Below are 26605 nucleotides of genomic sequence, written 5' to 3'. Positions count from 1 at the left end.
CGCTCTATGCTCGCCCTCGGCAAACTGCTTGAACTGACCCTCGCCGGCCGCGAACCGGCGGAGAAGACTCAACTGACTGTCGAAGGCGTGCGGATGCGCTGGTTGAGCGAAGGTGCGCTGGAAGTCCGGCCACCTGAAGCCCGCGACAATGGCCTGGACCTGCTGCTATCGGCCGGCATCCATGGCAACGAAACAGCGCCGATCGAGCTGCTCGATCGCCTGTTGCATGACATCGCCCGCGGTGACTTGAAGCCGTGCGCACGTATTCTGTTCCTGTTCGGGAACCCGGAAGCGATTCGCAAAGGCGAGCGTTTCATCGAGCAGGATGTCAATCGGCTGTTCAACGGCCGGCACGAACAAACCAGTGGTTCTGAGGCGTTGCGCGCTTGTGAGCTGGAGCGGCTGGCGGCGACTTTCTTCAGCCTGCCGGACCGCAATCGCCTGCACTACGACCTGCACACGGCGATCCGTGGCTCGAAAATCGAGCAGTTCGCCCTGTACCCCTGGAAAGAAGGTCGTCAGCATTCACGCCTGGAACTGGCTCGCCTGCGCGCCGCCGGCATGGAAGCGGTGCTGCTGCAGAACAAACCCTCCATCGTCTTCAGCTCCTATACCTACGACAAGCTCGATGCCGAGTCCTTCACCCTGGAGTTGGGCAAGGCCCGGCCGTTCGGGCAGAACGATGGGGTCAACGTCAGCCTTCTTGAAACCCGCCTGAAGCAGATCATCGAAGGCACCGAGCCGCCAATGACCGACGACGGACTGGATGGCTTGCAATTGTTCAGCGTCGCGCGGGAAGTCATCAAGCACAGCGATAGCTTCCGCCTGAACCTGCCGACGGATATCGAGAATTTTTCGGAGTTGAAAGTGGGTTATGTGCTGGCCGAGGATATCGCCAATACCCGCTGGGTCATCGAAGAGAAGGGCGCCCGGATCATCTTCCCGAACCCCAAGGTCAAGAACGGCCTGCGCGCCGGCATCCTGATCGTGCCGACCACCGACGAAAACCTCGCGTAGGCACAACACATAACAAATGTGGGAGCGGGCTTGCTCGCGAAAGCGGTTTAACATTCAACGCATTTGTTGACTGTCAGTCCGCTTTCGCGAGCAAGCCCGCTCCCACATTTGATTTGAGTGAAGCCAAAGACCCCCACCCAAATCACAGGTTTTGTGTTTAGACGGCTACCGCGCGGGGTTCGCTGCGACGCAACGCACGCATCTTGTGCAGCGTATCCGCACAAGTCTTTGCCGCTTCCTGACCTTTGTGCACGAAATGCTCGAAGAAGAACTTCTGATGTTCTTCGCCGGCATGGAAGTGATGCGGGGTCAAAACCACCGAGAACACCGGTACTTCGGTTTCCAGCTGTACCTGCATCAGGCCACTGATGACTGACTGGGCGACGAATTCGTGGCGATAGATGCCGCCGTCGACCACCAGGCCCGCCGCGACGATGCCGGCATAACGACCCGACTTGGCCAGCAGTTTGGCGTGCAGCGGAATTTCAAAGGCGCCGCCGACTTCGAAGAAATCGATGTCCGATTCCTGATAACCCTGAGCAATCATTTCGGCCACAAAGCCTTTACGGCTCTGATCGACGATTTCCTTGTGCCAGCAGGCCTGGATGAACGCAACGCGCTCGCCCTGATGGTTTTTGCTTTTGCTATCGATTGCGGTGGGTTGCATGTTCTGACTCCTGTTTATGTGAAAAACAGGGCGTTATGAATCGAATGGGATTTAAGGGTACGCAGGCACAAATGCCTGCGGACGGCGCTTTGGTATAGAGCCTAGGCGGCGTCAATCCCGTTCTCTCTTCATCCGGACTATGACCGTCGGCCCCGGGATCACACCGGGTCTGCTGACCTTGCCGCCATCACAGCCATTGCCGTGCTGCCGCCAAGCGCTCGCGGGCTAGGCGCATTGCGCGCAATTACCGCCGGTGGGGAGTTACACCCCGCCCTGAGAACGTTTTTGCCGCCAGACTTTGGCGGCGAAGCGTTTTTAACACAGATTTCCGGCGCGCGCATAGCCAATGCCTGTCACTGAACCTGTGGGAGCGGGCTTGCTCGCGAATACGGACTGCCAGTCGACAATGATGTTGCCTGACACACCGCTTTCGCGAGCAAGCCCGCTCCCACATGGATTGCGCTTTTTCGAAGGCGTAATCAGTCTTTTCCTCGCGCAAGGCTTGATTATTTGTCGGCATGACCGCAGTAATTCCTTCCTGAAAAGGGATTTTCCCTGCTTACCGAGGCCAGACTCATGAGCGTTATCGATCTTCGCAGCGACACCGTCACCCAACCGACCGCAGGGATGCTCGACGCGATGGCCAATGCAGCCACCGGTGACGACGTTTATGGCGAAGATCCGACGGTCAACCGTCTGGAAGCCGAACTGGCAAAACGACTGGGTTTTGCCCAGGCACTGTTTGTCCCGACGGGCACCATGAGCAACTTGCTCGGTCTGATGGCCCACTGCGATCGCGGTGACGAATACATTGTCGGACAACAGGCTCACACCTATAAGTACGAAGGTGGCGGCGCGGCAGTGCTCGGTTCGATCCAGCCGCAGCCGCTGGAAGTGCAGGCCGATGGTTCGCTGGACCTGGCGCAGGTCGCCGCCGCGATCAAGCCGGATGACTTCCACTTCGCCCGCACTCGTTTGCTGGCGCTGGAAAACACCATGCAGGGTAAGGTTTTGCCGCTGGAATATCTGGCCCGGGCACGCCGTTTCACTCTGGAAAACGGCCTGGCGCTGCATCTGGATGGCGCACGACTTTACAACGCGGCAGTCAAGCTGGGTGTCGATGCGCGGGAGATCACTCAGTATTTCGATTCGGTTTCGGTTTGCCTGTCCAAAGGTCTGGGTGCGCCGATCGGTTCGGTGCTGTGCGGCTCGGTCGAGTTGATCGCCAAGGCGCGACGTCTGCGCAAGATGGTCGGCGGCGGCATGCGCCAGGCCGGGATTCTCGCCGCGGCGGGGCTGTATGCGCTGGATAACCATGTTCAGCGCCTGGCCGATGACCATGCCAACGCACAAAAGCTGGCCGAAGGCCTGCGAGCAGTGGGCTATGAGGTCGAGCCGGTGCAGACCAACATGGTTTACGTGCAGATGGGCGACAAGGCCGAAGCGATCAAGGCTTTTGCCGCGACACGCGGGATCAAGCTCAGCGCTGCCGGTCGTCTGCGAATGGTCACGCACATGGACGTCAGTCGTGCGCAAATCGAGCAAGTCGTCGCCACATTTACCGACTTTTCTCACAACTGACCGTGTTAGCCGTCCAATTGACTGTTTGTATCGTACAAACACACTGTACCTAGTCACTAACGCCGATATAATGCGGCCCTTTGCCGTCGCTTCGTCTGTTGACGTTTCGCACAGGCCTTTGGCCGCAGCCTCCGTGGAAGAACCTAATGAAAAGCGCAGAAATCCGTGAAGCCTTCCTTCGCTTCTTCGAAGAGCAAGGCCACACCCGTGTAGCCTCCAGCTCTTTGATTCCGGGCAACGACCCAACCCTGCTGTTCACTAACGCGGGGATGAACCAGTTCAAGGACTGCTTTCTGGGCCAGGAAAAGCGCGCGTACACCCGCGCTGTAAGCAGCCAGAAATGCGTGCGCGCCGGCGGCAAGCACAACGACTTGGAAAACGTCGGTTACACCGCCCGTCACCACACCTTCTTCGAGATGCTGGGTAACTTCAGCTTCGGTGATTATTTCAAGCGTGACGCCATAACCTACGCCTGGAACTTCCTGACCTCCGAAAAGTGGCTGAACCTGCCCAAAGAAAAGCTCTGGGTCACCGTCTACGCCAGCGATGACGAGGCGTACGACATCTGGACCAAAGACATCGGCGTGCCGGCCGAGCGCATGGTTCGCATCGGCGACAACAAGGGCGCGCCGTACGCGTCCGACAACTTCTGGACCATGGGCGATACCGGCCCATGCGGTCCTTGCACCGAGATTTTCTACGATCACGGCGCCGACATCTGGGGTGGCCCACCGGGCTCGCCGGAAGAAGACGGCGACCGTTACATCGAAATCTGGAACAACGTGTTCATGCAGTTCAACCGCACCGCCGATGGCGTGTTGCACCCGTTGCCAGCGCCGTCGGTGGACACCGGCATGGGCCTGGAGCGGATCAGTGCCGTGCTGCAGCACGTTCACTCGAACTATGAAATCGACCTGTTCCAGAGCCTGCTGATTGCATCGGCCAAGGCGATCGGTTGCACCAACGATGCTCAGGCTTCGCTGAAAGTCGTGGCTGACCACATCCGTTCCTGCGGCTTCCTGATTGCCGACGGCGTGCTGCCGTCCAACGAAGGTCGCGGTTATGTGCTGCGCAGGATCATTCGTCGCGCTTGCCGTCACGGCAACAAACTGGGCGCCAAGGGCAGCTTCTTCTACCAGATCGTTGCGGCGTTGGTCGCCGAGATGGGCGAAGCATTCCCTGAGCTGAAATCCCAACAGGCGCACATCGAGCGCGTCCTGAAAGCCGAAGAAGAGCAATTCGCCAAGACCCTGGAACAGGGTCTGAAGATCCTCGAGCAGGATCTGGCCGAACTCAAAGGCGACGTGGTGCCGGGCGATGTAGTGTTCAAGCTTTACGACACTTATGGCTTCCCGATGGACCTGACCGGCGACATCGCTCGCGAACGCAGCCTGACCATCGACGAAGAAGGCTTCGAGCGCGAAATGGAAGCCCAGCGCGTCCGTGCCCGCTCCGCCAGCTCCTTCGGCATGGACTACAACAGCCTGGTCAAGGTTGATGTGGCCACCGAGTTCACCGGTTACACCGCTCACAGCGGTTCCGCCAAAATCGTTGCTCTCTATAAAGACGGGCAATCGGTTGACGTGCTGAGCGAAGGCGAAGAGGGCGTGGTCGTTCTCAATCAGACCCCGTTCTATGCCGAATCCGGTGGTCAGATTGGTGATTGCGGTTTCCTGCAGGCTGGCGCTGCGCGTTTCGACGTGCGCGACACCACCAAAACCGGCGGCGCGTTCCTGCACCACGGTGTACTGGATTCGGGCAGCCTGATCGTTGGCGCTCCGGTCGAGACTCATGTCGATGCCGACGTGCGTCACGCGACGTCGCTGAACCACTCCGCCACTCACTTGCTGCACGCTGCATTGCGTCAGGTACTGGGCGAGCACGTTCAGCAGAAGGGCTCGTTGGTCGACAGTCAGCGTCTACGCTTTGACTTCAGCCACTTCGAGGCGATCAAGCCTGAACAGTTGAAGGCGCTGGAAGACATCGTCAACGCCGAAATTCGCAAGAACTCCGAAGTTGAAACCGAAGAAACCGACATCGAAACCGCCAAGCAAAAAGGCGCCATGGCGTTGTTCGGCGAGAAGTACGGCGACAGCGTACGCGTGCTGAGCATGGGCGATTTCTCTGTCGAGTTGTGCGGCGGTATCCACGCCACCCGTACCGGCGACATCGGCCTGCTGAAAATCATCAGCGAAGGCGGTGTGGCCTCCGGTGTGCGTCGTATCGAGGCATTGACCGGTGCAGCTGCGCTGGCCTACTTGAACACGGCAGAAGAACAACTCAAGGAAGCGGCCAACCTGGTCAAGGGCAGCCGCGATAACCTGATCGACAAGCTGTCGGCTGTGCTGGAGCGCAACCGTCTGCTGGAGAAGCAACTCGAGCAGTTGCAGGCCAAGGCGGCCAGCGCGGCGGGCGACGATCTGTCGGCTTCTGCCCTGGACGTCAAAGGCGTGAAAGTGCTGGCCGTGCGTCTGGACGGTCAGGACGGCAAAGCGCTGCTGGCGCTGGTCGATCAATTGAAAAACAAACTCGGCCGCGCAGTGATCCTGCTCGGCAGTGTCCATGAGGAAAAGGTCGTTCTGGTTGCAGGCGTGACCAAAGACCTGACTGGCCAACTCAAAGCCGGTGATTTGATGAAGCAGGCTGCTGCGGCAGTGGGCGGGAAGGGCGGTGGTCGTCCAGACATGGCGCAGGGCGGTGGTATTGACGCTGGCGCACTGGATGCCGCATTGGCCCTGACCGTTCCATTTGTAGAGCAGGGTTTATAAGGCAATGTGTCTGGCTCGCGGTCTAGTGGCGGGCCAGAACGTTGTTTGAGTGATTATTGGGCGCCCTTCATGGGCAGAGGCGGCTTTGAAATGGCTTTGATCGTACAGAAATTTGGAGGCACCTCAGTCGGCACTGTCGAGAGAATCGAGCAGGTCGCCGACAAGGTTAAGAAATTCCGCGAGGCGGGCGATGACCTGGTGGTTGTGCTGTCTGCAATGAGCGGCGAAACCAACCGTCTGATCGATCTGGCCAAGCAAATCAGTGGCGACGGTCAGCCGGTTCCTCGTGAGCTGGATGTGATCGTATCCACCGGTGAGCAGGTGACGATTGCACTGTTGGCCATGGCGCTGATCAAGCGTGGCGTGCCAGCGGTGTCGTACACCGGCAATCAGGTACGGATTCTGACGGATAGCGCGCACAATAAAGCGCGTATCTTGCAGATTGATGACCAGAAGATTCGCGGTGACCTGAAGGCCGGTCGTGTGGTGGTTGTCGCCGGTTTCCAGGGCGTCGACGAGCACGGCAATATCACCACCCTCGGTCGTGGCGGTTCCGACACCACCGGCGTGGCGCTGGCGGCAGCCCTGAAGGCTGACGAATGCCAGATCTACACCGACGTCGACGGCGTCTACACCACCGATCCGCGTGTGGTGTCCGTGGCTCAGCGCCTGGACAAGATCACCTTCGAAGAGATGCTGGAAATGGCCAGCCTCGGTTCCAAGGTGTTGCAGATCCGTGCGGTGGAATTCGCCGGCAAGTACAACGTTCCGCTGCGCGTACTGCACAGCTTCAAGGAGGGTCCGGGCACCCTCATTACTATTGATGAAGAGGAAACCATGGAACAGCCGATCATTTCCGGCATCGCTTTCAACCGCGATGAAGCCAAGCTGACCATCCGTGGCGTGCCAGACACCCCGGGCGTGGCGTTCAAGATTCTCGGCCCGATCAGTGCCGCGAACATCGAAGTCGACATGATCGTGCAGAACGTTGCGCACGATAACACCACCGACTTCACCTTCACCGTGCACCGCAACGACTACCAGGCGGCGCAAACCGTGCTGGAAAACACCGCTCGTGAGATCGGTGCCCGTGAAGTCGTTGGCGACACCAAGATCGCCAAGGTCTCGATCGTCGGCGTCGGCATGCGCTCCCACGCAGGTGTGGCCAGCCGTATGTTCGAATCCCTGGCGAAAGAGAGCATCAACATCCAGATGATCTCGACCTCGGAAATCAAGGTGTCCGTGGTGATCGAAGAGAAGTACCTGGAACTGGCTGTGCGCGCACTGCACACGGCTTTCGAGCTGGATGCGCCGGCCCGACAGGGCGAGTAATGCGTTTCCCCAAGGGCGCGGTCTGACCGCGCCCTTCGTTTTTTTGAATGGCGCGTACCAAAACTGTTCTTTTGCTCGCGCTAGTCAATACTCAGGCATGTAGGGCTGCGATCGTTCTGGTTGTAGGTCGAATGCCTTTTTTTTGCAGACTGTTGTCCCTGAAATGAAATGCGTGAGGAGAAAGGTATGCTGATTCTGACTCGTCGGTGCGCAGAAAGCCTGATTATTGGTGATGGCGAAATCACTGTGACCGTGCTCGGCGTTAAAGGAAATCAAGTGCGTATCGGTGTCAACGCCCCGAAAGAGGTTGCTGTGCACCGTGAAGAAATTTACCTGCGTATAAAGAAAGAGAAGGACGAAGAACCAAGCCATTAATTTTTATCGTTTTTTATGTTTGCAAACGGGGAAAAGGTTGGTTAAGATACGCCCCGTGTTGCGGAGAGCTGGCCGAGTGGCCGAAGGCGCTCCCCTGCTAAGGGAGTACACCTCAAAAGGGTGTCGGGGGTTCGAATCCCCCGTTCTCCGCCATTATTTGCGTAGTACGTTGTAATCTGGCTTCTTCGGTAAGTTGTTGAAATTACTAGAAAAAGTGCTTTACAAATAGATTCAACGGCCTATAATGCGCGGCAACAAATGCACTCGTAGCTCAGCTGGATAGAGTACTCGGCTACGAACCGAGCGGTCACAGGTTCGAATCCTGTCGAGTGCACCATTTAAGAGTTGTTTGCAGTAATGTGAATAACTTGGCTTCAACCAGTTGTGATCTGGTATAAAAACACAAATGCACTCGTAGCTCAGCTGGATAGAGTACTCGGCTACGAACCGAGCGGTCACAGGTTCGAATCCTGTCGAGTGCACCAAAAACCAAAAAGCCCGCGTTTAACGCGGGCTTTTTGCCGTCTGCGATTTGGCTTTTCCTTTGGTGCAACCTTTCTCGTCAAACTCGATATGAGCACTGCGCCCTCGCTTGTTGTCGTAGCGATAGCTTGTGGCTGAATTGCGGGTGGTGATTTTGTCGGGTTTGCCGAGCGCACTTTCGACGTCCTGCTGGCTCATGCCGGCAACGACCCGCTGATTGATGATCGCTATGCGGCGTTCCTTCGCGCTGAGCAGATCTCCACATATGCCTTCGGATTGACCAACCACCGTCGGCTCTCTCCTTTGCAATTTCGTACCTGATGTTTCGCGATACTCGGCCTCAGGCATCAGGGGCGTCACGCTGCCTGGCGGGAACGTGCGTACGTCGTGTGCTGAGAGGCTTTCTCCTGTCGTACAGCTCAAGGTTGTGAAGGTGATGTGCCCATTGGCGGCTTCGCACCGGTGAACGGTCGTGGCGAGCACTTGGGGCGGCAGGCAGAGCAGGGTGGCAAGCAAATAATGAGCAATCGATGGCATTCGACGTCCTCCATGACGGTCTTCATCAAGGGTAGTCATTACATTTTCAGGCGGCGGTGTGTTTTCTTTTCAGGATGAGTCGTCGCAGTTTCATGGATCAGGATGGCGCTCAGGTTTATCTCGCAAGCACTTGTTTCAGCCGCGATTTTTTAACGTTTAAAACCGTCAGGCGGTGTTATCATTGCGCCCGTCAGCCCCGCCGGGGCTTGTGGAATACCTCCATGGACTTACCCAGTAGTTACTCGTTATCCCGTTTTTACAATCATGAATTGACTGATTGATCCTTCCGGCGTGCCCCGCTGCTGGGAGTGGAGTTCGCCTATGTCTGAAGCTGAAGTAAAGAAAACGCAGGAAAGCTTGCAGGACCGCCTCGCTCAAGTCGTTGAGCTGCTGCAGCGCCAGCGAGTGGTCGAAGACCTGACTCATCGCCAGGAAGGTCCGCATCACGACCGGGTCGAGAACCTGGTTCACCGGCAAAACCTTGTCGAGTTGCAACGCAAACTCGATGATCTGCACTCCGCCGACGTTGCCTACATCCTTGAAGCCTTGCCGCTGGACGATCGCCTGACAGTCTGGCAATTGGTCAAGGCTGATCGCGACGGCGACATTCTGCTCGAAGTATCCGATTCGGTTCGTGAAACCCTGATCGCCGACATGGACGATCACGAGCTCTTGGCGGCGGCCAAGGACATGGATGCCGACGAACTCGCTGACCTGGCCTCCGAGCTGCCGCGAGACGTCGTCCACGAGCTGATGGAAACCCTCGATAATCAACAGCGTGAGCGCGTCCGCTCCGCGTTGTCCTATGACGAGGAGCAGGTCGGTGCGCTGATGGACTTCGAGATGGTGACTATCCGTGAGGATGTCAGTCTCGAAGTGGTTTTGCGTTACCTGCGTCGTCTCAAAGAACTGCCAAGCCACACCGACAAACTGTTCGTGGTCGATTACGACGGCGTGCTCAAGGGTGTGTTGCCGATCAAGCGTCTGCTGGTCAACGACCCGGAAAAGCAGGTGTCGGAAGTCATGGCCAGCGACCCGGTGAGTTTTCATCCGGATGAAGATGCTTACGAGGCAGCGCAAGCATTCGAACGTTATGACTTGATCTCGGCGCCGGTAGTCGACAAGAACGGCAAGCTGATCGGTCGTCTGACCATCGATGAAATGGTCGACCTGATTCGTGAAGAGAGCGAAAACGAAGTTCTCAACATGGCGGGTCTGCGTGAAGAAGAAGATATTTTCGCATCAGTCTGGAAGTCCCTGCGCAACCGTTGGGCCTGGCTGGCGATAAACCTGATCACCGCGTTCATTGCATCCCGGGTGATCGGCTTGTTCGAAGGATCCATCGAGAAACTGGTAGCACTCGCGGCATTGATGCCGATCGTTGCCGGTATCGGTGGCAACTCGGGTAACCAGACAATCACCATGATCGTTCGGGCCATGGCGCTGGACCAGGTCAGTACCGGCAATACGTCGCGGCTGATGCGCAAGGAGTTGGCGGTTGGCCTGATCAATGGTCTGGTCTGGGGCGGCGTGATTGGTGTGGTGGCCTATTTGCTTTATGGCAGTTGGTCCCTGGGCGTGGTGATGACCGCCGCCATGACGCTTAATTTGCTGCTTGCGGCGTTGATGGGGGTTTTGATTCCGATGACCCTGGCGCGGCTTGGGCGCGACCCGGCAATGGGTGCCAGTGTGATGATCACTGCCATGACCGACAGCGGTGGCTTTTTCATCTTCCTCGGGCTGGCGACGATTTTCCTGCTTTGATGTCCTGCTTTAAAAGAACCTGCCTGATTGGCCAAGGCCAGTCAGTTAAGCGCAATCCATGTGGGAGCGGGCTTGCTCGCGAAGACGGCGGCACAGTCAACATTGATGTTGCCTGACACATCGCCTTCGCGAGCAAGCCCGCTCCCACAGGTTTCGCGCCTTGACTGACTGGCATTGAAGCCCGATCGGCGGGTTTTTTTTAGCCAAATTTCAGGCAAAAAAAAGCCAGCAATTACGCTGGCTTGAGCTTTCGGGATGAATCAGGAAGCGTCTGCGGCCATTTCGGCGTCATGGGCGATCAGCGAAACCAGAGCGTTTTGCTGACGGTGGGAGAGTTGGCGGAAGCGTTGCAGCAGTTCGCGTTCATGCAATGACAACTCGGGGCTGTCCAGGCGCATGCTCAATTCTTCACCCAACGCGCCTTCCTGAATAAGACTCTGCTCAAGGCGCGCGATGATTTCGGAGTTCATGCTGCGATGATGATTGCGAGCCACCTCGGCAATGCGTTCACGCATTCCGTCTGGCAGACGTACGACGAACTTGTCAGCCGTACGGCTGGAATAAATTGCCTGTTTCAATGGGCGCATATATTTAACCGGTTAGTTCAGGGGAGCGGTTCTCGGGATAGGCCGCAGGATGTCAGATAGGACAAGCACTCCGGCCAAATGTTCAACCTGAATTGATAGAGGCGCGCATCATGCCTCAAATTAGCCAGATCATTGGCGTCAATTCTGTGACAAATATTGATCTGGGTAAAGGCTTAATGCCAGCACCTATTACCAGAAATGCGGACTGGTTTGAAAATAATCCATGAGTCCGTATCGCTGAACCGCGTCCTCTTGCCCGACAGGTGATGCCCGAAGACGCCTGAAGGTGCATGCTATGCGGATTCGATCCTTGTTCCTTACCTTATACAGGATAGTGGCAAATGGCCGATTTACTAGTCTGGGCGAATGGCGCGGGATGATTTCAGGATGGGTGGCAGGCTTATTTATTTAATGGGGCCTTCGGGATCCGGCAAGGACAGCCTTATCGAAGCCGCTCGCGAGCCGCTGCGCGCACGCAATTGTGAAGTCGTGCGTCGCGTTATCACACGCTCGGCGGAATCGGTGGGTGAAGACGCCATCGAGGTGTCCCGCGAAGAGTTCGAACAACGCAGGGCCGAAGGAGATTTTGCGCTGTCGTGGCAGGCCAATGGGCTCAATTACGGTATTCCTGTGCGCGTAGACCAATGGCTCGCGGACGGTCGCGATGTGTTGATCAACGGTTCGCGCGGGCACCTGGCAGAAGCGCAACAGCGCTATCCCACGCTATTGCCGGTGCTATTGACTGTCAAGGATGAAGCCCTGCGCGAGCGCCTTTTACGGCGGGGGCGTGAGAGCCCGGCAGAAATTGAAGCAAGACTGCGCCGTAATGCGCTGTTTACGGTTGATGAGTCAATCGATGGTATGCAGATCTGTCAACTCGATAACTCCGGCGACCTTACTGTAACTGTCGCCAATCTTCTGGAGCTGCTGAACCTCAGCGCAAAACCGGATCGAACTTGATCTTGCGCCCGGCGATCAGCGCCAGCACGAACAGCGTACCGAACACGGCGCAAGCAATCAGGGGCAGGGTGACGACCGTGTCCCCGACCAATGACAAATGAAGGATGCCACTCAGTAAGGCGAGGACGAAAAATCCTGCGGCTGATTTAGACATGCTGTGCTCCTGATGGGGTGATTTCAAAATACCAAGCGTTCGAAAGACTGTGTGCGCAACTGAATAGTCTCTTGGCTCACCTCTTGGCTGACAAAACCGCGTTGATCGCTCATGACTGCCAACTGCGGTGTTTTTTGCAGTTGCAGGTAATGGGGGATGCGTTGAGCAATCGTCGTAACATCGTTTTCGGGGAAGAAATGAAAACCCACCAGAACCGCCAAAGCGACCGCGTTTGCGACTAACAGAGCGCTGTTCATGGGGCTGACCTCCTGTGTTCTGTGAGAACAGCCGAAGCAGCCTGCATGCCAAAAGTTTAACGGCTATTAAATCCTTTAAAAACAACGAATTAAGATATTTTTGCAAAATGCCAACATTGCATTTTGCAATGATGGCATTTTGCGGTGATGCAATTTGCACGGTAAACAAAGCCACGCTCTCGTGAGGCGTCTGCCTACACTTAAAAAGCCCTACGGACGACATGACAAAAGCGGGCCTGCCCGTTAACATGCACGCCGTCCATCGCTGCGCATTTCTTTGCGGGCGACTTGTGTCTCAGTAGCTCAATTGGATAGAGCATCCCCCTCCTAAGGGGAAGGTTGGCAGTTCGAACCTGCCCTGGGACACCACCTATTTGAAAGCCCCACGCAGAGTGATCTGGTGGGGCTTTTTTGTGGCTGTCTGCAGCGGTGGATTTGTCTCCAGCCCAACATCAAGCCGTCAACGTATGGTCAGCCTCCCCAAACCAGGTGCGCACCAGATCGGTACCGCTTGTGCCCGTGTTGGCAAGAACCGCCACATCGGCGAAGTTCGTACCATTGGCTGCACCATCGGCATCCACCTTCACGGTGATGTCGCTGCCTGATTGCGCCAGTTGGACGAAGTCGGACGCCTGGCTGATACCGCTAACGAAGTTGGCGCTGAGCAGGGCAGAGAGGTCGAGTGCGTCGCCTTCGGCGAAGTTGTAGTCGAGGATGGTGTCCCCGCCTTCCGCCGCGTTGAGATAGGCGAACATATCGGCTCCCGCGCCACCGCTGAGCGTGTCCTCCCCACCACGACCCGCCAGGATGTCGTTGCCGTCGCCGCCACTGAGTACGTCTGCCGCCATGCTGCCCACGAGTGTGCCGCTGGATGCTCCGTTGTAACTGACTTGGGTACCGGCCTCGCCGTCGGTGACCTGGAAGTCCTCTACTGTGTAGTGCCCTAGCAGGTTCACCTCGGCCCGGTGTATGCCGTCGTCCACCGTCAGCAGGCCGCCGCTGCCAGAGGCGTTGGTGCTGTAGCTGAGCTGGGTGTTGGCGCCGAAGGCGAGATCGCCGAAGGTCAGCATGTCATCGCTTTCCAGACCGAGGATGCCGACCAAGGAACCCGCCGCTTCGGCCTGTGCGATTACCAGTGTGCCCGCGCCTTCGCCGTGGAAGGCGACGGACCCGTGTGCTGCGCCGGAAAAGGTCAGGGTCGCGTCGCCGTCGATGGTGGCGCTGCCGTTGCCCATCACGTCGGCCAGCAGGCGCATGTCGCCACCGTTGGCCCATAAGTGACCGGAGTTTTCGACCGCACTGGCTACCGTCATACCGCCTTCACCCGTGGACTCCAGCACGCCGCTGTTGGTGATGGTGTGGGTGCCGGTGTCGAGCACCAGGCTGTTCAGTCCGCTGGCCAGGATCAGGCCTGCATTGACCAATACCAACTGCCCGGCGCCCAACTGGCCGGCGCCGGAAATGCGGTTGTCGACGTTGGTCAGCACGGTGTCGGCGCTGCCACCGAAAATCACGTTCTGTGCGCTGTCGGATAGCAATACCTGGCCGCCACCGGTCAAGGTCGCACCGCGGAACAGAATCTCAAGATTGGTCTCGCTGCCGGTGGAGCCGAGTTCGATGGTGCCGCTGTTATGAATGCTGCCACCGAACGGCATGATCGCGCCGTCGGCAATGGTGAGGGTACCGGTATTGGTCATGACCGGATCCACATCGAACTGGAAGTTCGCTTCGCTCAAGTCAGCGGCATCCACCCCTTTGAGGGTGACTGACTGGCCGGAGCCGATGCTGACCAGGGCATTGCCGTTGGCGTCGTTAGTGATGCTCAAGTCAGCAAAACCGGTGACGCCCGCAAAGCCGATCAGGTCGATCTTGTCTGCCGTGACGTCGAAACTGTAGATCTGGTTGTTGCCGATCGGCTGGGCGAAAACGAAAGTGTCTGCACCGGACGAGCCAGTCAGGTTATCGTCAGCGGACAAGGCGAAGATTGGCGCGTCGGGGGCAAAGGCCTCGACGTTATTGAACACATAGGAACTGCCCATACTGCCGTCGGCGTTAGTCCAGGTCATGTTGATATGGAGCACCGCGGCGCCCGTGAAGCCTTCTGGTGTTGTCACGGTCAATGCGCCGGGATCACTGGTCTGCACGGTCCAGCTGCCGTCGCCGTTGTTGGTTCCGGTGTTTAGAGTCCAATTCGACGGAACGTCGGTAACTGTGACAACAAAGCTGTCAATCAGGCCTGCTGATGGATCGGCAATCGCAAGGTTTATCGCTTCTCCGGACACTCCCGCAGGGTAAGTCAGGCTAATGCTTGTTGCAGCACTAACGTTGCCCGCCGCGTCCGTAGCCGTGACAAATAGCGTCTTGGTACCCGTAAACTTGCCATCCAGATCAATATTGGCAAATTGACCGCCGGTATTGGTCGTACCGGTCCCAATTTCTGTGTCGCCGGCGCCAAATACACCGTTGCCATTGTCCAGGTAAACCTTAATGGATGAATTTGCCTCGGCGCTCCCTGAAAGCTTATGGTTTGGGCCACCGCTCTTGTTGTAAGTCAGCCCAGTCGGTGATTCTGGCGGTGTCATATCAACCGGAGTCTCAACTACGTTCTGCACGTTTACCGTAATTGTCTGCGTGTCGGTTCCGCCATTACCGTCCGCCACCAGAACGTCCACAACATAGGCATTGTCACCATCAGCACCACCGACATCCTGGGCATTCTCGTAATCCGGCGCCGAATTGAACGTCAGCACCCCGCTTGAACTGATCGAGAACTTGCTGAAGTCCGTCCCGGCCGTATTCAGGATCGAGTAGCTCAGGGTTTGCGCCGGAAGATCAGCATCGGTCGCCGTCACTGTCGTGACCGCCGTGGTGTTCTCCGCCACGTTGACCGAAGCCGTCGCACCACCACCGTTGGAGGTGATCACCGGGGAGTTATCGTTGACCCCCGTCACGGTCACCGCGATCGCCTGGTCGTCAAACAACGTGCCGTCCGATGCCCGCACAATCACGTCATAGACGTTGTTGGTTCCCGAATCAGTCGGTGCCTCAAAGTTGGGCGCAGAGATAAAGCTCAGCGCGCCTGTGCCTGAAACGATCGAGAACTTCGCGGCATCCGCTCCGCCGACGATGCTGTAGCTCAGTGTTTGTGCCGGAAGATCAACGTCGGTTGCTACCACCGTTGTAACTGCCGTGGTGTTCTCCGCCACGCTGACCGAAGCCGTCGTATCACCGCCGTTGGAGGTGATCGTCGGCGAGTCGTTGCTGCCGTTGATGGTCACCGTCACCGCAGTCGCGGTGCCGTCGGCGCTAAGTACCGTGAAGGTGTCGGTCAGGCTGTCGCCGACATTAAGTGAGTCGAAGGCCGAGTTGGCGGTATAGCTCCAGTTGCCCGCGGCATCGATGGCGAAGGTTCCGTTGGCGCCGGCGGTACCGGATTGGGCCTGGAAGGTTTCCGGGCTGTCGACGTCGCTGATGGTGAGGGTGCCAGCAGTGGTCAGCGGGGCATTGGTTTCGGTCAGCGTGACGCTGGCCGAGGACAGCACGGCGGCGTCGTTACTGCCTTTGATGGTGACGGCCACCGAGGTCGCCGTGCCATCGGCACTGAGTACCGTGAAGGTGTCGGTCAGGTTGTCGCCGACATTAAGTGCATCGAAGGCCGAGTTGGCGGTATAGCTCCAGTTACCCGCGGCATCGATGGCGAAGGTTCCGTTGGCGCCGGCGGTAGCGGATTGGGCCTGGAAGGTTTCCGGGCTGTCGATGTCGCTAACGGTGAGACTGCCGCCGGTGGTGAGTGGGGCATTGGTTTCGGTCAGCGTGACGCTGGCTGAGGACAGCACTGCGGCGTCGTTACTGCCGGTGATGTGGACGGTGACCGAAGTGAGGGTGCCATCGGCACTGCTCACGACGAAGGTGTCGGTGTAGGTGGTGCCAGCGGCGAACTCGTTGTGGGCGCTATTGGCGACGTAGCTCCAGGCACCATTAGTGCCGATGGAGAATTGGCCGTAGCTGCCGGCGGTGTTGGTCTGCGTGACGAAGGTCGCGGCGCTGTCGACATCGCTGATGCTCAGCGTGCCGTTGGTGGTCAGCGGGGCATTGGTTTCGGTGAGGTTAGCGATGTCGGCGGACAACACCGCAGCGTCGTTGGTGCCGAGGATATGCACGGTGACAGAAGTGAGGGTGCCATCGGCACTGCTGACTGAGAAAGTGTCGGTGTAAGTGGTGCCGGCGACGAACTCGTTGTGGGCGCTATTGGCGACGTAGCTCCAGGCACCATTAGTGCCGATGGAGAATTGGCCATAACTGCCGGCGGTGTTGGTCTGCGTGACGAAGGTCGCGGCGCTGTCGATGTCGCTGATGGTCAGGGTGCCGTTGGTGGTCAGAGGAGCATTGGTTTCGGTCAGCGTGACGCTGGCCGAGGACAACACGGCGGCGTCGTTAGTGCCGCTGACGGTAACGGTCACCAACTGAGTGTCGACGCCACCCAGGCCATCGCTGACCCGCACGCTGAACACTTCATCGTGACTTTCGCCAGCCCCCAGCGACTGCACCGCACTGGTGACGCCATCGGTGCCATTGGCCAAGGTGTAAGTCCATTTTCCGGTGTTGTCGACGGCGATCGAGCCATAAGTGCCGGTATCCGTACCGGCGATGCTCCAGGTCGCGGTGGCCGCGTGATCGATGTCGGCCGAACTGAACTGGCCACTCACGCTGAGCGTGGTGTCTTCCTGCACGGCACCGATATCGTTGTCTGTCGCGAAACTGAGCACGGGTGCGTCATTGGTGCCAGTGAGGGTGATGGTCACAGTCTGCGTCGCCGAAGCAGCATTAGCCGCGCCACTGTTGTCGGTGGCAACCACCGTGTACGAGAAGGTGATGGTTTCACCCGCACCGAGGAAGTCGAGGTTCTGGTTGCTGCTGTAGTCCCAGCTGTTCTGATCGACCGAGAAACCGGCCACCAGTGCCGAAGCCACGCCCGCATTGAGCGTGCCGCCGCTCCAGGCGATGTTGCCATTGGAGGTGTGCGACACAGTCACCACGTCGATGTTGTCCACATCGGCAAAACTCAGTGCACCGCTGTCGCTCAGCGTGGCGGTGCCATTACCTTCGTTTATTGCGCCGCTGCTGTCGGCGATCGTCAGCGTCGGCTGGTCGTTAGTACCGGTGATAGTAATGGTCACGGTCTGCACCGCGCCGTCGCCAATCGCCACGTTATAGGTTTGGGTGACGATCTGGCCTTCGCCGAGGAACTGCAGGGCGGTGTTGTTCACCGCGAAGTTCCAACCCAGCGAACCACTGCCCGTGCCGGTGCTGTCGCTCAGTGGATCAGTGGTGAAACTGCCCAGATAGCCGGAAGCGCCCGGCGTGACGGTGACGCTGTGGGTGTCGATCAGGTCGACGTCGGTGAAGGTGATGTTGCCGCTGGCTGCGTAGTCGCCGCTGTCTTCCCCGGCATCGCCGGCTTGTACGCCGCTGGTGATCTGCACCTGGTCGTTGGTGCCGGTGATGGTGATCGTCACATTCTGCGTGGTCGACGAACCATGCCCGTCATTGATGGTGACCACATAAGTTTCGGTAGCCGTCTGACCTTGGGCCAGGGACTGGGCTGCCACATTATTGAGGGTGTAAGTCCAGTTAACGGAGCCGTCGGCGGTGTTGGCTGCTTCGGTCACGGGGGCAAGGACGAAGGTGCCCAGCGCGGTTGTATTGCCTCCCGCAGCCTCGAAAGAGGCGGTATGCGTGTCGCTCAGGTCTACATCGCTAAAAGCAATAGTGCCTGTCGCGCTCAGCGAGTCAGTGGTGCTCGGAGTCGTGGTCGCATCTTCGGTTACCGTGCTGGCCTGTGCGCCGAGGCTCATCGTCACACTGTCATTCATGCCAGCGAACTGTACCTGCGCGGTAGCCCAGCTGAGCGTGCCGTTACCCAGACGAATCGCATAGGTAAAACTGTCCGTCAGGGATCCTCCAGCTGCCAGCGCCTGGAGTTGTGCCTTGAACGCAGTCGACAACGTAGCGGCGTCGTAGCCGACCTTGCCATCGGAGGTAATCCAGATCTTTGCACCATTGAAACTGGTGTCAGTACTCGTCGCCTCGATTCTGCCCGTGTCCTGGACCAGCAGGTCGGCCGGAGCATAAACCTTGGTGGCGGTAGAAAGACTGGTCGCGTCATCGAGTGACCAAAGTGTCTTTGCGCTGCCGCCGAGGTCATTGGACATGACGTCCAGGTACACGACGCCCAGCAGGTCTTCAGTGATGGCCGCGGTGCTCGTGCCAATAACTCCGGCAGTGAAAATGTCGTCCTGCGCCTGCGGAGTGTTGGAAAGCGAAGTAACGGTGCCGCCGCTGGTAGTTGTGGTGGTAGCCATGTCTTTCTCCCGAAAATGCCATTTTTTTATTTTTAGAATCGCTAGGGACTGCTAAGAGGGCGAAGTCCCGTTCTTGCACCGCTCAGGTCGTTCAAGAGTGGTGCGAGGGGGGCGCCGGACATCGTCGGCCAGCTGACGGGACAAGCGCTGCCGGCAGAGGCGCGCGGGTACTGCGGGGGTGAAAAAGCTCGCCGCACTCGAGGAGCGGATCGCAGGTCAGGTTGGGCGAACGTGGGCCCGAACCTGGGGCTGCATTACGCACGGCGCGCAGTAATCTGAGAGCTCCCATGTGGAAGGGACTCCTGAAGTAATGGCTGAATGAGGCCGTGTCTTGGGATAACCCTGACTCAGGAGTACGGCCTTTCCTGATATCAGTTTGATAGGTGTTTAGTTGTGGGCTCAGGCTTTGTAAAGGTGTTAACCGGATGAAACGGTGCCATGTGCCAATATTCCGACAAGTGGATGTTTAGGTGTCAATATTACGTCGATCTGTTTTTGGCGAAGGGACTGAAGGCACTCAATACTGGTGCGGCTCAAATGATCTGAAACCCTTATGCGGCATGGGCTGGCTGTGTTTTATCGGTGCTGGGACGCCCCTGAGATTTCAGCGTTCTGTGTTAAAAAGGCCCCGCCAGAGCCTGATGCAGGTCGGTTAAGGATAAATCGGACATGTGCGGGCGCGTGTGAGTCATGAGGGTGTCACCCAGGTGTTCATCGGTGTTTACGATAGCCATGGGATTTTGATGGGGGAGGAGTTTCACGACAGAGGCCGCGATGTACCTTACTGCGCGGCATTGGAGTGGGGCGCTCAGCGAGCGAGGGATATGGTGGCCGGGGCCTCAGGCCTGGGACTGCCGCAGAGTCTCGATGGTTGTGATCAGGTCATCGTAGGAAACCGGTTTTCCAATGTGCTGGTCAAAACCCGATTGGCGGGCCTTTTTAATGTCGCTGCTGGCGCCATAGCCGGTCAGGGCAATGGCCGGCACATCCTTGGCAAGCGGCAACTGACGTAATGCACTCATCAGCTCATGGCCGTTCATGACCGGCATGCCCAAATCCGAAATGATCACATCGAAACGGGTGCTCTTCGCTGCGTCCAGAGCGGCCATCGGACGATCGAAGGCAATGACTTCGGCGTCCTCCATTTCCAGCAGCATTTTCAAGGTTTCCAGCACCTCGGCAGAGTCGTCGACCAAAAGAATCGTCAAGCCGCTCAGTCTTCCTGACACATCGTCGATTTGAGCTTCGGTTTGGGTTTTTCCTTCGATGATGGCCAGTGGCAAGTAGACACTGAAGGTACAGCCTTCCCCGACGCCCGGTGAACTCACCTCAACCGTACCCCGTTGTGCCTCGGTCAATTGGCGGACCAGTGACAAGCCGATGCCCAGCCCCTCGCGTTGGTGGTTGGCGTGCTGTGTTTCTGCCTGGCCAAACAGGTCGAATACGTGTTCGAGGTGCTCGGCCGCGATACCGATGCCATCATCCTTGACGTCCAGGCGGGCCATATTTCCGGCCTGCCGGGCGATCAATTGCACGTGGCCGTTGGGTGGGGTGAATTTCAGTGCGTTGTTCACCAGATTCCAGATGATCTGCTCCAGGCGCGTCGGATCGGCGCAGACCATCAACGGCGCCGACGGTATTTGCAACTCCACGGTGGTGCTGTGCCGATCATTGAGCACGACCGTGTGGATATCGCGCAGCACACCGGCCAGGTCCATGGCCACCGGTTTCAGCTTGAGCTTGCCGGTACGGACGCGGGCGACGTCCAGCAGGTCGTCGATGATCCGTGCCTGGCTGCTGACGGCATCGCAGATGGTGCTGACGGCTTTGGCGGCCGGTGCCACAGACTTGGTGACCGGCAAGCGCCGCAGCAGTTCGGCGTTGAGCTGGATCAGGTTCAGTGGATGCTTGAGTTCGTGGGACATGACCGCGAAGAACTCATCCTTGAGGTAATTGGTGTTCAGTGTCTCGGCCAGTTGTTGGCTCTGCTCTTCATGCTGGCGTTTGTGGCCGGTCAGGTCACGGGCGATTTTCACATAGCCTCGCAGGTTGTCACCGCTGAGCAGGGTCACCTCGCCGCTGCAATAGAAACGGCTGCCGTCCTTGCGCAGGTGCCAGCGTTCATCCTCGGAACGGCCATGGGTACGAGCCCCCAGCAGTTCGGTTTCGGGCACGCCGGAGGCGCGGTCTTCGGCGGAAAAAATGAAGTCGTAGTAGGCACCTTCGGCTTCGGCCTTGCTGTAGCCGAAGATCAGCTCGGCGCCTTTGTTCCAGCTGGTGATCACGCCTTGTTCATCGAGGGTGATGATCGCGTAGTCGCGGGTACTCTCGGCCACCAGACGCATGCGTTCTTCGCCCAGGCGCAATTCTTCTTCAGCCGCGCGGCGTTTGGTGATGTCGATGAAGGTCAGCACGGTGCCGTCGATATGGTCTTCGCTGGAGCGGTAGGGCAGCAGACGGGCGATGTACCAGCGCTTGTCGGTGCTGCTGACTTCGCGCTCGATCATGTTCAATGATTCGAATACCTGGGCGGCGTCACTCGCCAGGTCGTCATAGTGCAGGCGATGCGTGATGTCGAGCAGTGAACGGCCGGTGTCCATCGGCAACATGCTGAAAATGTCGGTAGCGCGCGGGGTGAACCATTTGATCCGCATACTGCGGTCGACAAAGACCGTGGCAATGTCGGTGGAAGCGATCAGGTTGGTCAGGTAGTCGTTGATCTTGTCGGTTTCTTCGACTTTGGTTTTCAGCTCGTAGTTGACCGTCAGCAACTCTTCGTTGATCGATTGCAGCTCTTCCTTGCTGGTTTCCAGCTCTTCGGTGGCCGAGCGCAGTTCTTCGTTGATCGCCTGCATTTCTTCGTTGGAGGCTTTCAGTTCTTCACTGGAGACTTCCGATTGTTCAATGGTGTCCTGCAAGTGCAGCTTGGTGCGTTGCAGTTCACGTTCCAGGTTGGACAATACCTGGCTCTCGGTTTGCAGCAGGGTCGTGGTCGTCACTTGCGAAGGATCGACTTCGACTTCCTCGAAAATCACCAGGACGAACTCGCCGTCCGATTCTTCATCCTTGTAAGGCTGTGCTTCCAGGCTGACCTTGTAGCGTCGATCTTCGCGCTTGATCGGCACCTCGCGGGATTTGACCGCCAGGCCGCTCTGCTGGACCTGGAACAGCGTGGTGCGGATCTCCAGGCGCAGCTCCGGAAGGATCAGCGTCAGCAGGTTGCGTGACAGCTCACCGCCCACATGCCGCAGGAAACGCCCGGCACTTTCGCTCATGTGCAGGATGTCGGCGTTGGCGTCGACGATCATGCTCGGCGGGGCGGCGCGTTCGAGGGCGCGCTGGTGGATGTCGGCGAAAGAAAGTTTACGCTGCACGGCGCTTTGCGGTGCCTGCTGCGAAACGCTGGTGCGCACATAGCCACCGCGTGGCACGGTCGGCATGCGTCGGCTATTGGCGGTGCCGGTCTTGGCGCGGAAGATCCGGTTGCGTTTGTCTACCGGTGTGAACAGCTCATGGCAAGCGTCTGCGCTTTCGGAAGACCCCAGGAACAGGAAGCCGCCGGGCCGCAATGCAAAGTGGAACATCTGCAGAATTTCGCGTTGCACGCCGCGATCCAGATAGATCAGCAGGTTACGGCAAACGATCAGGTCGATTTGTGAAAAGGGTGGGTCGGACAACAGGCTGTGTTTGGCGAACAGCACTTTCTCGCGGATTTCCTTGCGAATCCGATAGTGGTCATCTTCCTTGATGAAGTAATGCCGCAACCGCGTCGGCGGCACATCCGTGATAATCGCTTGCGGGTACAGACCGGCCCGGCCGAAGCTGATGGCGCGCTCGTCGATGTCGGTGGCGAATACTTGCAGCGAAGCCTTGCTGGACTCCAGTTGCAGCTGATCGCTGACCAGCATCGCCAGGCTGTAGGCTTCTTCGCCGGTGGAGCAGCCAGCCGACCACACCCGGATTTCTTCTTTCTCAGGCTGCGCCGAGACCGCGGCACTGACCAGTTGCGGCACGATATCGCGCTCTAGTGCTTCAAAGGCTTCACGATCACGGAAGAAGTTGGTCACGCCGATCAGCATGTCCCCCAGCAACGCTTTGGTTTCTTCGGGATTGCTTTGCAGGTAGTGGTAATAAGCTTTCAGGTCTGGCTGGGCGGTGACCTGCATCCGGCGCTCGATCCGCCGCAATACCGTCGCGCGCTTATAGTGCTTGAAGTCGTGACCGGTGCCGGAGCGCAACTGGATCAGGATGTCATGCAGCATTTGCTCGGCGAGTGCAACATCGCGCTCGGACACCGAGGCGATGGTTTGATGTTCCGGCTCGTTGAGGATGGGCAAGCGGATTTCCTGGGAGTTGTGCCAAAGATCCAGCAGTTTTTGCGGCATTTCGACCACGGGCAATACGAGATCAACCATGCCGGTCTCGATGGCTGCGCGTGGCATACCGTCGAACTCGGCATCTTCCGGCACCTGGGCCACGGTAATACCGCCCTGTTCCTTGATGCGTGACAAGCCGACCGCGCCATCGGAGCCGCTGCCGGAGAGCACCAGGCAAAAGGCGCGTTCCTGGTGTACGTCGGCCAGGTCACGAAAGAACAGATCGATCGAGGCGTGGCGCCCCAGCTGCGGATCGTTTTCACTGACTTCAAGGTTGCCGTCATTCATCGTCAGCCGCTGCGCGGGTGAGATGACGTACACCCGGTTTTTCTCGATCGGCACGGTTTCGGTGACCTGCAGGACCGGCATCCGGGTCGATTCCTGGATGATCTTGTCAGCGATGCTTTGGTGGTCGGGCGACAGATGAAGAATGATCACGAACGCCATGCCGTTGTCGTGGGGCATGTTCTCGAAGAACAACTTAATGGCCTGGAGCCCACCCGCCGAAGCACCGATGCCCACCACCGGAAAGTCCAGGGTGCTGGGACTCAAGGCCTGTCGCTCGGGAGCCGGGGCCGAGGGTTTGGGGGTGGTGGTCATTTCTTTCTGCCTTTGCTGGCGATGTAAAACGCTTTGCATGCAAGCGGGTATAAAAAGCGCGGGTCATAAAACAGAATAATCCCGTTTTTCAATAAGGCCTTCAATTATTTAGCGCGCATTTATGGGCCGATATAAGTTTTTGACAAGCAAATGCGCAATTGCACTCCTGCCGCTTCAAGGGAACGCGACTACTGGCCGATAACCCGAACAGTCGTTGTCATTTTTATTTCTGGCGGCCGGCAATTGTCATCACGGGTTTTTGCGAAATTGCTTGATAGCCGATGGCCTCCCGCTATCATCTGTGCGCCAAAAAAGGCCGCGAGGCTGAATTCGCCCGTGTAGTTGCCTTTGGGTTGTTCTTCTTAAATTGCCTGGAAATCTTCGATGCTGTCGTATCACCAAAAGAGTTTTCTGATCGTCGATGATTTCTCGGATTTCCGCAGTTCCGTCAGGTCCATGCTGCGGGAGCTGGGCGTCAAGGACGTCGACACCGCCGATACCGGTGAACAGGCGCTGCGCATGTGCTCGCAGAAGTCCTACGACTTCATCCTGCAGGATTTTCACCTGGGCGATGGCAAGAAGAACGGTCAGCAGGTGCTTGAAGACCTGATGATCGAGAAGCTGATCAGCCATGAAAGTGTGTTTGTCATGGTCACCGCCGAAACCAGCCAGGCCATGGTGCTCAGCGCACTGGAGCATGAGCCCGATGCTTACCTGACCAAGCCGTTCAACCGTTCCGGCCTGGCCCAGCGCCTGGAACGACTGGAACAGCGTAAGACCTTGCTCAAACCGATCCTGCAGGCTCTTGACCGAGGCAAACCGGTTGAAGTGCTCAATGCCTGCATCGCCCTGTGCAAACAGGACATTCGTTATTCGCCGCTGTGCCTGCGTTACCGCGCCGATGCGTTGCGCGATTTGAACCAGAACGAAGCGCTGGAACGCCTCTATGACGGCATCATTGCCGATCGGCCATTGCCATGGGCATTTGCCGGGTTGGGCCAGTTGCTGTTCAAGCGCGGCCAGGTCAGCCAGGCCAAAGGCATTTATGAAAAAGCCCTGAAAGTTTTTCCGATGATGCCGGCCCTCTACGACGGCATGGCCGATGTGTTGGTCGCCGAAGGGGACACCAAGGGGGCGCAGAGAGTCCTGGAAGAGGCTATTCGCCTGTCGCCGCTGGCGGTGCGCCGGCAAGCTTTGCTGGGCAAGCTGGCAATGGCCAACGAGGATTTCGATACCGCTTCCAAAGCCTATCGCCAGGCGGTGGCCCAAGGGGCGCAGTCACGTTTCAAGGATGCGGAAAGCAACCTCGGCCTGGCCCATGCCTTGATCAGCAAGGGCAGCGAAAAGGGCCTGGACACCCGGACCCGCCTCGAAATCAACACCACGCTGAGTGCGGTGGCGAAGGAGAACCCTTCCGACCCCGGCTTGCAGATTCGTGCGCGCCTGATGAAAGCCACCAGTCTGCTGCTCAACGATGCCGAAACCGCCGAGAAGCTCACCGAACAGGCGATGATGCGCCTCGATGGCATGGAGCAGTTCATGAGCGCCGAAGCGGCGCTGCTGGTGGCCAAGCAGCTGCAAATGTTGGGGCAGGCGAGTGCCGGCGCTTCGATGCTGAAAAACTGTGCGGAAATCTACGGCGACGATCCGACCGTGATGAAAGGCATCGCCAAACTGACTGACGACCCGACCATCCTCAACTCCGGCAACGCGGCCGCCGACCTTAACCGTCAGGGCGTGCGGGTGTACAAGACCGGGAACCTGGTGGAAGCCCGGGATGTATTCCGCAAAGCCCTGGCGTTGCAGCCGAAGAACATCAGTATTGCCCTGAACATGGCGCAGTCGTTGCTGCATGGCACTGACACCAGTGTGCCGTCGGCCGAACTGGAAGAATGTCGGGCCTGCCTGAAAACCGTCGGCCTGATGCCCGATACCGACGCGCGTTATCCGCGCTACCAGAAACTGAAAATCAAGGCGTTCGGCGAATGAACGACAGCGAACCGTCACTCGACTTTTCCACGGTGATTGCCTCCACCGTGCATGACATGAAGAACTCCCTGGCCATGCTGATGCAGGCGCACAGCCAATGGCTGGCGCGCTTGCCCGATCCCGAGCAACACACCCCGGAGCAGGGCGTGATCGACTTCGAGTTCGCCCACCTCAATGGCATGCTGGTGCAATTGCTGGGGCTGTACAAACTCGGCGTCAACCAGATGCCGTTGCAGCCGGCCTACCATGAGCTGGATGATTTCATCGAGGCGCAACTGGCGGCTCACCAGGAAGTGTTCGCCAGCCGCGGCATTATCGCGAGCTATGAAGTGGACCCGTTGAGCCCGCTGGGTTTCTTCGATCGGGAACTGATTGCCTCGGTACTCGCCAACTGCATCAACAATGCCATTCGGTACGCCCGCCATGCCTTGTTGATCAGCGTCAGCGATGAGGCCGGGCAACTGGTGTTGACCATCAATGACGATGGCGAGGGTTATCCAGCCGAGATGATCGAGCGTCAGGCCGATTACGTGCAGGGCATCAACCACAGCAGTGGCAGCACCGGCCTGGGCTTGTACTTTGCCGGACGGATTGCCGCCTTGCATCAGCGCAACGGCGTGGGCGGACGCACCGAAATCAGCAATGGCGGCCCGTTGGGCGGCGGCGTGTTCAGCCTCTATCTCCCCTGACAGACACAATCCCCGTAGGAGCTGCCGAAGGCTGCGATCTTTTGATCTTGTGTTTAAAAAGCAAAGTCAAAAGATCGCAGCCTTCGGCAGCTCCAGAGACGGTGTTG

General features: G+C 58.1%; 16 protein-coding genes, 4 tRNA genes and 1 riboswitch. Of the genes, 13 read left to right on the top strand and 7 right to left on the bottom strand.

Annotated features, from left to right (window positions below; translation table 11 throughout):
* Positions 1–6: 6 nt before the first annotated feature.
* Entirely contained in the window at positions 7–1017 is a 1011-nt protein-coding gene (gene astE / locus PMI36_RS15765; protein WP_008071835.1) for a succinylglutamate desuccinylase, read from the top strand.
* A gap of 157 nt (positions 1018–1174) precedes the next feature.
* Here astE and PMI36_RS15770 read toward each other — a convergent pair whose 3' ends face one another.
* Complete coding sequence (locus PMI36_RS15770; protein ID WP_008071834.1) at positions 1175–1684, bottom strand: 6,7-dimethyl-8-ribityllumazine synthase; 510 nt, start codon at positions 1682–1684, stop codon at positions 1175–1177.
* A gap of 115 nt (positions 1685–1799) precedes the next feature.
* Positions 1800–1969: riboswitch (FMN riboswitch) on the bottom strand.
* Positions 1970–2260: 291 nt separating this feature from the next.
* Between PMI36_RS15770 and ltaE the strand changes: the two genes are divergently transcribed.
* From ltaE to PMI36_RS15805, 7 genes are all read left to right on the top strand, one after another.
* On the top strand, positions 2261–3265 hold the full coding sequence (gene ltaE / locus PMI36_RS15775; protein ID WP_008071833.1) for a low-specificity L-threonine aldolase: 1005 nt from the start codon (positions 2261–2263) through the stop codon (positions 3263–3265).
* A gap of 146 nt (positions 3266–3411) precedes the next feature.
* Entirely contained in the window at positions 3412–6033 is a 2622-nt protein-coding gene (alaS, locus tag PMI36_RS15780) for an alanine--tRNA ligase (protein ID WP_008071832.1), read from the top strand.
* Positions 6034–6123: 90 nt separating this feature from the next.
* Entirely contained in the window at positions 6124–7365 is a 1242-nt protein-coding gene (locus PMI36_RS15785) for an aspartate kinase (RefSeq protein WP_008071826.1), read from the top strand.
* 186 nt (positions 7366–7551) lie between these two features.
* Positions 7552–7740, top strand: coding sequence for a carbon storage regulator CsrA (gene csrA, locus PMI36_RS15790; protein ID WP_002554426.1), 189 nt, complete (start codon positions 7552–7554; stop codon positions 7738–7740).
* Positions 7741–7802: 62 nt separating this feature from the next.
* A tRNA-Ser gene (locus tag PMI36_RS15795) sits at positions 7803–7893 on the top strand.
* A gap of 107 nt (positions 7894–8000) precedes the next feature.
* Positions 8001–8077: transfer RNA gene (locus tag PMI36_RS15800), tRNA-Arg, on the top strand.
* A gap of 71 nt (positions 8078–8148) precedes the next feature.
* Positions 8149–8225, top strand: a tRNA-Arg gene (locus tag PMI36_RS15805).
* A gap of 19 nt (positions 8226–8244) precedes the next feature.
* Here PMI36_RS15805 and PMI36_RS15810 read toward each other — a convergent pair.
* Entirely contained in the window at positions 8245–8760 is a 516-nt protein-coding gene (locus tag PMI36_RS15810; protein WP_008071824.1) for a hypothetical protein, read from the bottom strand.
* Between the two features lie 321 nt (positions 8761–9081).
* Between PMI36_RS15810 and mgtE the strand changes: the two genes are divergently transcribed.
* Positions 9082–10524 carry a magnesium transporter gene (gene mgtE, locus PMI36_RS15815; protein WP_008071822.1) on the top strand — a complete coding sequence of 481 codons (1443 nt, stop codon included), beginning with the start codon at positions 9082–9084 and terminating at the stop codon, positions 10522–10524.
* Between the two features lie 260 nt (positions 10525–10784).
* Here mgtE and PMI36_RS15820 read toward each other — a convergent pair whose 3' ends face one another.
* A complete protein-coding gene (locus PMI36_RS15820) occupies positions 10785–11111 on the bottom strand; it encodes an Arc family DNA-binding protein (RefSeq protein ID WP_003178899.1) in 327 nt (108 codons plus the stop codon).
* 387 nt (positions 11112–11498) lie between these two features.
* On the opposite strand from PMI36_RS15820, the gene phnN reads away from it, so the two are divergent.
* Positions 11499–12071 (top strand): phosphonate metabolism protein/1,5-bisphosphokinase (PRPP-forming) PhnN, encoded by a 573-nt coding sequence (gene phnN, locus PMI36_RS15825; RefSeq protein WP_008071819.1) that lies wholly within the window; start codon positions 11499–11501, stop codon positions 12069–12071.
* On the opposite strand, the gene PMI36_RS15830 is transcribed toward phnN, so the two are convergent.
* Entirely contained in the window at positions 12046–12225 is a 180-nt protein-coding gene (locus tag PMI36_RS15830; RefSeq protein WP_008071818.1) for a PA3371 family protein, read from the bottom strand. The two genes, phnN and PMI36_RS15830, sit on opposite strands and share 26 nt — an antisense overlap.
* A 23-nt stretch (positions 12226–12248) precedes the next feature.
* Positions 12249–12482, bottom strand: a complete 234-nt coding sequence (locus PMI36_RS15835) for a hypothetical protein (RefSeq protein WP_008071816.1) — start codon at positions 12480–12482, stop codon at positions 12249–12251.
* Between the two features lie 292 nt (positions 12483–12774).
* Between PMI36_RS15835 and PMI36_RS15840 the strand changes: the two genes are divergently transcribed.
* Positions 12775–12851, top strand: a tRNA-Arg gene (locus PMI36_RS15840).
* An 83-nt stretch (positions 12852–12934) separates the two neighbouring features.
* On the opposite strand, the gene PMI36_RS15845 is transcribed toward PMI36_RS15840, so the two are convergent.
* Complete coding sequence (locus tag PMI36_RS15845) at positions 12935–18844, bottom strand: VCBS domain-containing protein (protein WP_008071814.1); 5910 nt, start codon at positions 18842–18844, stop codon at positions 12935–12937.
* Positions 18845–19683: 839 nt separating this feature from the next.
* Complete coding sequence (locus PMI36_RS15850; protein ID WP_008071810.1) at positions 19684–23820, bottom strand: CheR family methyltransferase; 4137 nt, start codon at positions 23818–23820, stop codon at positions 19684–19686.
* 384 nt (positions 23821–24204) lie between these two features.
* Here PMI36_RS15850 and PMI36_RS15855 point away from each other — a divergent pair, with 384 nt between their 5' ends.
* Both PMI36_RS15855 and PMI36_RS15860 read left to right on the top strand, forming a co-directional pair.
* Entirely contained in the window at positions 24205–25809 is a 1605-nt protein-coding gene (locus tag PMI36_RS15855) for a tetratricopeptide repeat-containing response regulator (RefSeq protein ID WP_008071807.1), read from the top strand.
* The gene (locus tag PMI36_RS15860; RefSeq protein WP_008071805.1) at positions 25806–26498 is read left to right on the top strand and encodes a sensor histidine kinase; all 693 of its coding nucleotides are present in this window, start codon (positions 25806–25808) and stop codon (positions 26496–26498) included. The genes PMI36_RS15855 and PMI36_RS15860 overlap by 4 nt, the downstream gene beginning before the upstream one ends.
* Positions 26499–26605: the final 107 nt, after the last annotated feature.

The organism is Pseudomonas sp. GM79 (genome assembly GCF_000282495.1).
Classification (GTDB): domain Bacteria; phylum Pseudomonadota; class Gammaproteobacteria; order Pseudomonadales; family Pseudomonadaceae; genus Aquipseudomonas.
This window is presented reverse-complemented; position numbering and strand designations above follow the sequence as displayed.

Excerpts from the sequence above, each read along its gene's own strand:
- ltaE (WP_008071833.1), top strand. The coding sequence starts at position 2,261 with ATGAGCGTTATCGATCTTCGCAGCGACACCGTCACCCAACCGACCGCA.
- PMI36_RS15860 (WP_008071805.1), top strand. The coding sequence starts at position 25,806 with ATGAACGACAGCGAACCGTCACTCGACTTTTCCACGGTGATTGCCTCC.
- PMI36_RS15810 (WP_008071824.1), bottom strand. The coding sequence starts at position 8,760 with ATGCCATCGATTGCTCATTATTTGCTTGCCACCCTGCTCTGCCTGCCG.
- PMI36_RS15820 (WP_003178899.1), bottom strand. The coding sequence starts at position 11,111 with ATGCGCCCATTGAAACAGGCAATTTATTCCAGCCGTACGGCTGACAAG.
- PMI36_RS15850 (WP_008071810.1), bottom strand. The coding sequence starts at position 23,820 with ATGACCACCACCCCCAAACCCTCGGCCCCGGCTCCCGAGCGACAGGCC.
- mgtE (WP_008071822.1), top strand. The coding sequence starts at position 9,082 with ATGTCTGAAGCTGAAGTAAAGAAAACGCAGGAAAGCTTGCAGGACCGC.
- csrA (WP_002554426.1), top strand. The coding sequence starts at position 7,552 with ATGCTGATTCTGACTCGTCGGTGCGCAGAAAGCCTGATTATTGGTGAT.
- PMI36_RS15855 (WP_008071807.1), top strand. The coding sequence starts at position 24,205 with ATGCTGTCGTATCACCAAAAGAGTTTTCTGATCGTCGATGATTTCTCG.
- PMI36_RS15845 (WP_008071814.1), bottom strand. The coding sequence starts at position 18,844 with ATGGCTACCACCACAACTACCAGCGGCGGCACCGTTACTTCGCTTTCC.
- PMI36_RS15835 (WP_008071816.1), bottom strand. The coding sequence starts at position 12,482 with ATGAACAGCGCTCTGTTAGTCGCAAACGCGGTCGCTTTGGCGGTTCTG.
- PMI36_RS15785 (WP_008071826.1), top strand. The coding sequence starts at position 6,124 with ATGGCTTTGATCGTACAGAAATTTGGAGGCACCTCAGTCGGCACTGTC.
- alaS (WP_008071832.1), top strand. The coding sequence starts at position 3,412 with ATGAAAAGCGCAGAAATCCGTGAAGCCTTCCTTCGCTTCTTCGAAGAG.
- phnN (WP_008071819.1), top strand. The coding sequence starts at position 11,499 with ATGGGTGGCAGGCTTATTTATTTAATGGGGCCTTCGGGATCCGGCAAG.
- astE (WP_008071835.1), top strand. The coding sequence starts at position 7 with ATGCTCGCCCTCGGCAAACTGCTTGAACTGACCCTCGCCGGCCGCGAA.
- PMI36_RS15830 (WP_008071818.1), bottom strand. The coding sequence starts at position 12,225 with ATGTCTAAATCAGCCGCAGGATTTTTCGTCCTCGCCTTACTGAGTGGC.
- PMI36_RS15770 (WP_008071834.1), bottom strand. The coding sequence starts at position 1,684 with ATGCAACCCACCGCAATCGATAGCAAAAGCAAAAACCATCAGGGCGAG.